Here is a 9,592-nt window from a genome sequence, read left to right as displayed (position 1 = left end):
AAATCGCTTGAACATGCCAAGGCTCGCCCCCGTAAGGAAGCGGCGCCTGATGTATCTGGTTGACCGGCTTCGCCGTTNTCCATGCATGAAGCCGGAACAAGCCGAGCAGATGAAGAAGATAGTCACCCGCTGGAATGATCTTTCTCAAGCTCTGAATGGAAAACAGGTAGAAAAGGCGCAAGCGGTAAACCGTTACGACAAGGTTGCTGCTACGTGGGGCGTGGCTGAGCCCGTATCCAGTCTGATGAACATGGTGCTAGAACTGCAAACCCGGCACTTCGTGGATGCCCATCATCTGCCGAACGGCTATGCCCAGTTGGCAACGCGTCCCCCTCACCACTGATCCGGTAATGTTGGGTCAGTTGTTTGTAGTGGCTGTACTCCTCCCCAAGATTGATCTCAATCAAGCCCGCCGCACCACCGCATCAAACTCGCTGTGAAGTTACCCACAGACCCGCATGAAGCTCCTCCGCGCGGGTCCTTTCAAACGGGACTGCAAAGCCGCCCCGTTTGAAAGGACCATACCTAAGAAAAAAACTGCTGGCACAGCATACGTCTGTGGAAAACCACTGATGTCCACCGGGGGGTAGTTTTATCCACAGGCCCTAAATCCCTGATATCGCGCTGCTTGACGAATATTGTCCACAAGCGTAGACCGGGAGTCGCAAGAGCTGTGACCCGAACCTTAAAGGTCACGCCGCTCCCGCGGTGGTTCACCCTCAAGTACGATTCGCGTCCGGCAGTTCGTACGGTCACTACCCATGTGATGGATGCCAACTCAATATCGTTGCCCCTGCGGCAACCACCCAACCCATCTGCTCAGCAGCAACCTATCCGCTTGGCCATTTCGCGTGCGCCAACCTGCGCCCGTCTCTTTCACTGGAAAGAGACGGGCGCTCCTGACACTGCTGCAGCCCTGATCGCACATGGCTCAGCAACAATTCCCCTCATGACAATTGGGGTGACAAAAAGCCGATGTCACCAGCAACAACCATGCAGATGATGGTGCCGCAGACCAGGGAATGGACTGCACCTGACTGACAGTCAGGCATGCCCCGGTCATCGCATCGCTGCGTTCACCCGGCTCAGGATCTCGCGGCACTGGTCTCGTCAGCCAATGCAGCCTCCACCCGCCCACCGGTAACGGTGCTCAGGAGGCCAGATCATGAGATGCCCTTGCTCCCGGACGTAAGGAGCCGCCAGTCCTGCGTAGTGGACATTCCCCACAGGCTGCAGGGGCCTTGATCCCTGATAACACTCAACATTCTTGGCGGGATGACGTGGGGACGATAGCTAGGTTAGGGGCGAGAAGTTCTGATGAACACATCAATATAAGCGAAGATACCCAGATACACGTGTTCCCTGATGATACGGGGACCTTACGGAGGATCAGAACAATCAGAAACTAGGGCAGGGCATCCAATCAGTATAGTGTGTGCGGTTACCCGCCATTCCCTTACAAGCAAATGATTCCTTCCCCTCCCCCCGAAATGAGTCCATCCAAGACTGATAGCGGAATCGGTTTCGGTTAGCCAGCCTAAAATCAGACTGTAAAGCTGACCGGTACACCCTGCAGATAAGAAATCTATATTACTAATACCCTTTTAGCAACTCTTTCTTCTCAAGCGATGAAAGAAAATCAGCGTCTTTCCACGAAACAAACCATGGATACTTACTCAGCCTCAACATAAGATCTGAAGCTTGTGACGGCGTTGGGTTTTTTTCGTTAATCTGCTTATACAAGGCCACTGTAAATCTTGATTTAACTTTATCCTCAACGAAGGGACAAGTCATAACATCCAAAAAGAGATAAATCTTTTCTGCGCTCGATCTAATATCAGAAAGATCATCAAGCCTTTCCTTTATAGACGCCAACAAAATTTTTTTTATCGCGGCATAGGAAGGGATGTTCTCAACATAATAAAGCAATACAACAATTTCAAAATATGACAACTGCCTACCAGCCGAAAAATTTACGATTCTCTGCAACGTATCACGCGGCAGCAAATAATTGCCCCCTAGCCCTTTAAGTACAACAAGCAAGTTCAGTGCTTCAAGCATAGCGTGATCATTATTACCCTCAGATATTTTTGCATACTCACTGCTTTCGAAAAAATCTCGACAACAAGTATATATCTTACTTTTTATTGAATTTAATTCGCCTGGCAGATGCGCTTCAAAGAAAGAACATGACAGCGTTGAGGCTATAAATATTTTCACCGATCCGACATGACTAGGATTCACCGTAAACAAGTGAAATATTATTTCAATTAGAACATGATAAAACCCAAAAAACTTATGACCAACTTCAGAACTATCAAATGAGCGAGAAATATTTTTCTCTGTTACTTGGGTCAAAACCCTGGTTAGCGCCGACATCAAGTAACCACACATTACACCATAAGATTCTGGATCGCCTATACATGCAGACTTCACCTCCCCAATAAAGTCTACTGCTACTCGTCTTCTATTATAAAGCCTATGAGGCACATAAACTCCATCCTCATCTGACTCAGTCTTGGGTAGAAGTCTTTCAATAAGCTTAGCGAGCGCGTACCTTACTGCTTTCAGCGATTTCGTTTTTTCAGTAACAAATGGCCTTGTGGCCTTAACGGTTTTTTCTTTATTTATGTTGAGCTTGTATTTCTTCGCATGAATCTCAACAGCATGATACACATCGCTTGCGACGTGATCACTAATTGCAAATATGAAGACATCATCAACATACCTCCGCACAGTGTAATCACGCCCGACAACTAAACCTTTTGAACTTAGCTCTCCTTGAATATCACTATCGATCTGCTGAAAAATGACTTCAGCAAATATCCTGCAAACCTCCGGACCAATAACGATCCCTGCCGTCTCATTATAATTAGATGCCTGCATCAGGCGATCAAATACAGCCCCGAACGAATTTTTGACGGCGGAATGGTTTTTTGAGAACTCTTTAGTTTTCAAAGCCCAAGTAATAGAGTGAGTGTAAATACTATCAAAAAACTTAGAGATATCAACTGACCAAAAAGATGAGTACTGTCTTTCTAACTGCAAAAAATCATAAGACTCAAAAAAACGATATAATCGCGTATAACCAGAATAAGAAAAATAAGATGACAGGTATTTTGTACGCGACTCAGCAGAAGAGACTACCACCTGGCTAGATCGATATTTGCTTATGTTATCATTCTCACTTTTGGTGTAATACTTGCTGGCGACACCACTTGGATGCCTGATGCTAAACGAGCTTTTAGTACACGAAAAGATGACCTGCTCACCGAACGTCTTATAAAATTCAACAAATCTGAATTGCGCGCGAGGATGCAGAAGCGACAGTGTTCTAAATGAGTTCTCATCTTTACGAATTTTATAACTTAATGGAATCGTATAATCCGAACTCAAGTCACGACAGAACAAGTGCCCCATAACATCTGGAAAAAGCCCCTCACCTGTCTCATGTTTTTTCAGATGCCAGTAAAAGCCTAGGTTACTAAATATTATAGGTACTTCGTATGGACAGGTCTCCGTCAAAACCACCCTTGAAAAATCTTCTTTCTTAACACGCCTAAATCCAGCTTTCATTTACGCCAGCACTCCTTTATTTTCTTAAGCACGTCATATTTAAAGGAGTGAAATCGCGCCTTTTCAAAGCCGGTCCTAAAGCTAAAACCGGCCAACTGTTTACGCTTACTCAAAGACAGGGCCGCCGAAATTCGCCGAGACAATTTATGTTTACTAGAAAAAAGAATACCCCTTGAGAAGGAGTCCAATTCATCGAGGGCGCAACGCCCTATTGAATTTTTATGGATATAGTTAAAATATATCCCGGTTTTAATATCCACCCCAGTCATAGGATCGACAATGTAGAAATTACCCGCCAGAGCTCTAATTCTGTTTTTTAACAACAAAAAGTCACTAGGGTATTGATAGCTTGATAGATAGCTTGTGTACGACTGGAGAAGCCTCATTTTTATTTTGGCGACTTTTCCATCCGAAATATCGCAAACAACCTTACGCCGCTGAATTCCATTTACAGCCTCGTGGGAAGCTTCGTTAAAAATTTGTAGGCCATAGCCCAAGTAATCAAATTTCTTAAGGATTTTACCGCTCCCCTGTGTCAAGCGAGCCACGGGGATGTACTCTCGCTTTCCACCGCCATGAAACTCTAAACCTTGCGGCAGATTGTCTTCAACTTTCTTTTCGAAATCCGTTCTAGACGAACTACCCGATGCGACAATTAAAATATCATCAACAAATCTTGCATAGTAAAAAACCTCACTCATTGATGATATGGCCAGATCAAACTCTTTCAAATAGAACTCGGAGAGTGTAGCACTTATACTCAAGCCACGAGGCAAACCTGAAACACCACTAGCCGAAAGCGTTTTAAAAAACTGATCCACCAAAACAAGAGTTTGCCAAGAGCACTTCCCATCAAGCATCAAACGCTCGAAAAGTATCTTTAAATCCACATTCTCATAAAACTTCTTAATGTCAAATCTATAAACATCAAACGGCGTACCCTCCTTAAAAAGCGTTATCGCATTTGCAATAATTGTTTGTCTATCAGACTGCTTTATTCCATAATTTGCCTTTATATTTCTTGAGGCAAGTCGCGCCACCAGCTCTGACTTTAGGGAATTAAATACATAACCGTCATCACCACCAATTCTTATACGATTCAAGCAGCCTAAAAAGGACTGACTACGCGCAATAAGACTTAATGACTTCTTAGCAAGCTCAGCACGTTGCGCTCGATCTTGCAAATGCGGGAGTTTAATAATATCTTGAAAACTTATACACTCAGCAAGATTTTTGGCTGTGTAAGGTATTTCTATCATCATGACTGCGACTCACAACCACGACCACAAGTATTCATTAGTTTGACTGAGTCTTGACACCAAGAAACAGCCCCCCCAAGCAACGTATCAAAAAGCCACTACCTCGTCCATGGCTATTAGGTAGCATAAGGAGCTTCTAGTATCTGGTCGCTGCATAGCAAGATTGAGGATAGCCGAAGGGAAAGTCTCTTCACACCAAGTCAGAAATCTCATTTAAATCAAATAGTTAATAAATTATTCGACTCCTGATGCCACCATACGCAGTATCAAAAAAGGCTCACCGAAAGGTGGGCCTTTTTTGCTTTCTGTGTCCCGTCCCAGCGCCCCTACCGATTTCAAACCACCCCATGCATGAAAAACTCGACCGGTACGCTGAAAAACTCAGCAAAGCCCTTTATCTGGGCAACCGTCATCTTCCGCTTATTGTTCAAAATCTCTGAAACCGCGCTCTGAGTTGCTATCGAGGCAAGGTCCTTCTGCTTCACCCCCCTGTCCGACAGCAGGAAGGCCAATGCTTCGGCCTGGCTCGCAAACGGCACGAGTACCGACTCACTCTCATACTCGTGGACACGATCCGCCACCATCTCCGCAAAGCGCGCTGCTGCGTGACCTTCGCTGTCGGCATGCGAGTAGAGCTTATCGATCAATGCCATCCGCGCCTGGAGCTCAGCATCGTCCTTGATAGGATCATGGCAGGCAGCAAGAGGCTGGGCCATGGTTGCCATCTGGGCGTCCAGGCCATCCAGCATGGGTGAAATATTGGCGATGAAGGCATCTACTCCATTGGCTTCGATTTTATACCGCTTCATGGTTGTCACCTGTCGAATCGGTAGGTATTGGGCAAGTGCTAGGTCAAACAGATTTCTGGATCCGGAATATACGCTCTGCTGAAGGTCACCGGGACATTGATGCCGATCAAGCTGAATAGCGGGCCGAGGTATATGTTGGGCACATAGTCCTGAGGGAAGCTGACCATGGCCAAGAAATTCCCCACAAACCCCAGCCACCCGGAGCGCATCTGCTGGGGCTGCGACCTGTATTGCCCGGCCAAGGCATTGGCCTGTGGCAATGGGGCGAGTCGGACCATGCACCCGGTGGAACTGTTTGGCGAGGACTGGGACAGTTTCGAAGACCGGCTGGAGAAGCCGGTTGATCGCGAGCAAGGGACTGGCCCTAGGTGAAATAGGGCAGCTTTACGGCCCATAGCCGGCAAGCCAGGCTCTCATAGAACTGCACATAACTCATTGAATTAGCAGGGGCCATGTGGGAGCGGCTTTAGCCGCGAACACCGGCGCAGCCGGTGGCATGCACCGCGTTGGATTCTTCGCGGCTAAAGCCGCTCCCACAGGGTACGCGGATTGCTTGCAATTTCAGTTATCTACGCGACAGCGCAGCGCAAAGGGCTGGGCCATCTATCATGGTTTGAGCCTGGCGCCGACCCAGCGAATCAGGTGCTGCGGTGGATGGCACGGGCTTCGCCCGTGTTCGCGGGCGCGCCCGCTCCCACAGGGATCGCGCCACCTGTTAGAAATTGAGCACGGCAGTTTCTACCAACGGGGCGCGCTGGATGGGCTGCGCAGCAGCCCCAGTGCGTTTGATCAGAACGCTGTGCTGACCGTCAGCGACAGGTTGCGTGGGTCACCATAAATCGCCCCGGCATAGAACCCGTAACGGGTGTAGTAGTGCTTGTCGAACAGGTTGTTGGCGTTGAGGCTGACGCTGATATCGTCCGTCAGCTGGTACTTGGCCATGGCATTCCAGATGGCATAACCGGACCAGTTCACATCAGTGGCACCGTTGCTCACACCATTGCTCGGCTGGCCCGCCGGGCTGGAGATTGCGCGGATGTTGCTCTGCGCAGTCACCCCGGCGCCCAGGGTCAGGCGGTCGAGCGGGCCGGAAAGGCGGTAGGTGGTCGAGGCCTTGAACAGGTGCGACGGGTCGCTGCGGCCGTCGCTGTCGAGGCGGCGGAAGTGCAGGTAGGTGTAGCCGGCGTACACGTTCCAGCTGGGGGTCAGGGCGCCGGCGATTTCCAGGTCGATACCGTCGGTTTCCTGGCCGGAACCGGCCTTGTAGGCGTCGCCACCGGTGGGGGTGGTCAGGTCGCCGTCGAGCACTGCCTTGTTGTCCTGCTTGGTGCGGAAGTATGCCGCCGAGGCGTTCAGGCGGCCATCGAACCACTCTCCCTTGATACCCGTCTCGTAGCTTTGCCCGCGAATCGGCTCTACCTTGCTGCCGCTAGTGGTTTCAGCGGTTTGCGGGGTGAAGATGTCGGTGTAGCTGGCGTACAGCGAGTAGTTGTCGTTGAGGTCGTACACCGCGCCCAGGTACGGGGTGACGATGCCGTTCTCTTCCTGGCTGGTACGTGCGCCAGCCACGCTGCGGGTGCTGGCCGAGTAGTTGCTGGTGCGCACGCCGAGGATGACCGACAGTGGGTCGGTGATGCTCAGCCGGGTTGCGGCGTACATGCCCTGCAGGCGGGTGGTGGTCTTGCTGTGGCGGCCGGTGCGCGAGGCGATGATGTTGTAGTCGTCATCCACGCCATTGTGCCAGTCGGTCAGCGGGAAGCCGTTGTTGGCGCGGAACTGGCACCCCAGCGCAGGCGCACTGGCCATGCCGTCGCCAACCATGGTGCAGGTGTATTCCGGCGACCAGGCCACGGTGCGGCTGTCGTTGTAGCCAACCATCGCCTGGTGGGTACGGCCGAACAGCTGGAACGGGCCGGACAGGTCGATCTGCGCCGATTGCTGGGTGGTGTCGGTGGAGCTGTGCAGGCCGTTGAGCACGGCACCGCTGCCATCCTGGTCCCAGTAGCCGCCGTAACTGCCTCGGCCCGCCGAGTTGACCTTGGCCAGGCCGCGGTGGTTGAGGGTTTCGGCGGTGCTCTGGGCGGCTTTCAGGTCCAGCGTCCAGTCGTTGTCGAAGCGGTGCTCCAGCGAGCCGAACGCAGTGCGGGTGGTGTACTCGCCAAAGCTCCAGCTGGGCACCACGTTGGTGCTGCGCGGCAGGTCGGTCTTGCTGCCATCGCGGTACCAGATCGGGATATTCGCGCCCCAGCCACCGCCGACAATCTTGTTGTACTCGTACTGGTAGCCGGCACCGAGGGTGGTGGCGTCGTCCAGGTCGAACTCGAAGTTGGCCAGCGCTGCGCGGGAGCGCTCGGACTGGTTGTCGCGGAATGAGTTGGCGTCCTGCTGGGTCATCACGAAGCGCGAACGCAGGCGGCCGTCTTCGGACAGCGGCAGGTTGAGGTCGGCGCCCAGGCGGCGTTTGTCCCAGCTGCCGTAGGTGGCATAGGCGCTGCCGCCGAACGTCCTGGTCGGCGCCTTGCGGATCAGGTTGACGGTGGCCGACGGGTCGCCGGTACCACCCAGCAGGCCATTGGCGCCGCGCACGATGTCGATGCGCTCGTACAGGTCCATGTTCAGCGCGTTGCCGCCACCACTGAAGTCGGAACCACCCTGGAACTGCAGGCCATCGACCTTCCAGTTGCTGATCGAGTAACCACGGGCACGGTAGTCGGTACGCCCGCCCACTTCGGACTTGCTCGCGGTCACACCTGGGGTGGTTTCCAGTGCTTGCTCGATTGTGTGGATGTCGCGGTCATCCATCTGCTGGCGGGTAATGGTGGTGACCGACTGTGGCGTCTGGCGCGGCGTCAGGGCCAGGCCAGTGGAGCTGCGGGTGCTTTCGACCGTGTAACCCAGCTGGCCGGCTTCGTCGGCAGGCAGCAGGGCGCTGTCTTCGATCTGCGTGGCATCCAGTTCCAGGGGCTTGCTGTCGGCAGCCATCGCGCCACCACTGACGGCCATGGCAATGAACAGGGCCAGCGGTTTGAGGTGCGTGCCGCCTCGGCTGATGGAGGAGAAGGCGTTCGGGGTGCTCTCGGAGTTCATTTGGGAAGACTTCGTATTTGCAGATGATTTTTTGTTAGGATTCTAGGGATCGGTCCCCCGGGCTCCAGACCCGGCTTGTACGGGGATGTAATCGAACGTAACGAGCGCCACCGGCCCTCACCGAACAGGTGTTTTTCTGCATGAGCACAACTTTGCTTGTTGTCGATGATGACGACGAGATTCGCGAACTTCTTTGTGATTACCTGACAGATGCCGGCTATAACGTGCTGGCAGCAGCTGACGGCGAGCAGATGCGCGAGCAACTGGCCCGGCACAAGGTGGAGCTGGTGGTGCTCGACCTGATGCTGCCGGGCGAGGACGGCCTCAGCCTGTGCCGCCAGTTGCAAGCCACGCCCGGGCTGGCGGTGATCATGCTTTCGGCCAAGGGCAGCACGCTGGACCGCATCATCGGCCTGGAGGTGGGTGCCGATGACTACCTGGCCAAGCCGTTCGAGCCACGCGAGCTGATCGCCCGGATCAAGGCCGTGCTGCGTCGTCCGCAACGCCTGGATGCGCCCGCTGAAGAGCCGGTAGAAGATGCCCAGCTGTTCGCCGGCTTCCGCCTCGAACACGTGAAGCGCCTGCTCACCCGGCCCGATGGCCAGACCCTGACCTTGCCCCGCTCCGACTACCGCGTACTGCGCGAACTGCTGGAAGCCAACAACCGCGTGGTGTCCCGCGACCAGCTGACGCGCAGTGCGTTCGGCCGCGACCACCTGCCCGATGACCGTTCGGTGGACATGTGCGTCAGCCGCCTGCGCCAGCACCTGCGCCACGCGCCGGCGGGTACCGCGCAAATTCTCACCATCCGCAACGAAGGCTATTTGCTGAGCATCGCCGCCAACGGGGCCGATGCCTGAC

At 53.0% G+C, this 9,592-nt stretch carries 6 protein-coding genes; 2 read left to right on the top strand and 4 right to left on the bottom strand.

Annotated elements, in window-relative coordinates:
* Positions 1–1,593 precede the first annotated feature (1,593 nt).
* From drt3b to JV551A3_RS02615, 3 genes are all read right to left on the bottom strand, one after another.
* Complete coding sequence (gene drt3b / locus JV551A3_RS02625) at positions 1,594–3,576, bottom strand: antiviral reverse transcriptase Drt3b (protein ID WP_133969960.1); 1,983 nt, start codon at positions 3,574–3,576, stop codon at positions 1,594–1,596.
* On the bottom strand, positions 3,573–4,838 hold the full coding sequence (gene drt3a, locus JV551A3_RS02620; protein ID WP_133969959.1) for an antiviral reverse transcriptase Drt3a: 1,266 nt from the start codon (positions 4,836–4,838) through the stop codon (positions 3,573–3,575). The genes drt3b and drt3a overlap by 4 nt, the downstream gene beginning before the upstream one ends.
* A 332-nt stretch (positions 4,839–5,170) precedes the next feature.
* Complete coding sequence (locus JV551A3_RS02615) at positions 5,171–5,644, bottom strand: helix-turn-helix domain-containing protein (protein WP_133969958.1); 474 nt, start codon at positions 5,642–5,644, stop codon at positions 5,171–5,173.
* A 165-nt stretch (positions 5,645–5,809) separates the two neighbouring features.
* Here JV551A3_RS02615 and JV551A3_RS02610 point away from each other — a divergent pair, with 165 nt between their 5' ends.
* Positions 5,810–6,016 carry a DUF3079 domain-containing protein gene (locus JV551A3_RS02610; RefSeq protein ID WP_112251351.1) on the top strand — a complete coding sequence of 69 codons (207 nt, stop codon included), beginning with the start codon at positions 5,810–5,812 and terminating at the stop codon, positions 6,014–6,016.
* 417 nt (positions 6,017–6,433) lie between these two features.
* Here JV551A3_RS02610 and JV551A3_RS02600 read toward each other — a convergent pair whose 3' ends face one another.
* Positions 6,434–8,731, bottom strand: a complete 2,298-nt coding sequence (locus tag JV551A3_RS02600; protein ID WP_133969957.1) for a TonB-dependent siderophore receptor — start codon at positions 8,729–8,731, stop codon at positions 6,434–6,436.
* Between the two features lie 140 nt (positions 8,732–8,871).
* Between JV551A3_RS02600 and JV551A3_RS02595 the strand changes: the two genes are divergently transcribed.
* Positions 8,872–9,591 (top strand): response regulator, encoded by a 720-nt coding sequence (locus tag JV551A3_RS02595; RefSeq protein ID WP_133969956.1) that lies wholly within the window; start codon positions 8,872–8,874, stop codon positions 9,589–9,591.
* Position 9,592 lies beyond the last annotated feature (1 nt).

This window comes from Pseudomonas inefficax, from assembly GCF_900277125.1.
Classification (GTDB): domain Bacteria; phylum Pseudomonadota; class Gammaproteobacteria; order Pseudomonadales; family Pseudomonadaceae; genus Aquipseudomonas; species Aquipseudomonas inefficax.
The sequence above is the reverse complement of the archived record's forward strand: the minus strand, read 5'-3'. Positions and strand labels throughout refer to the sequence as shown.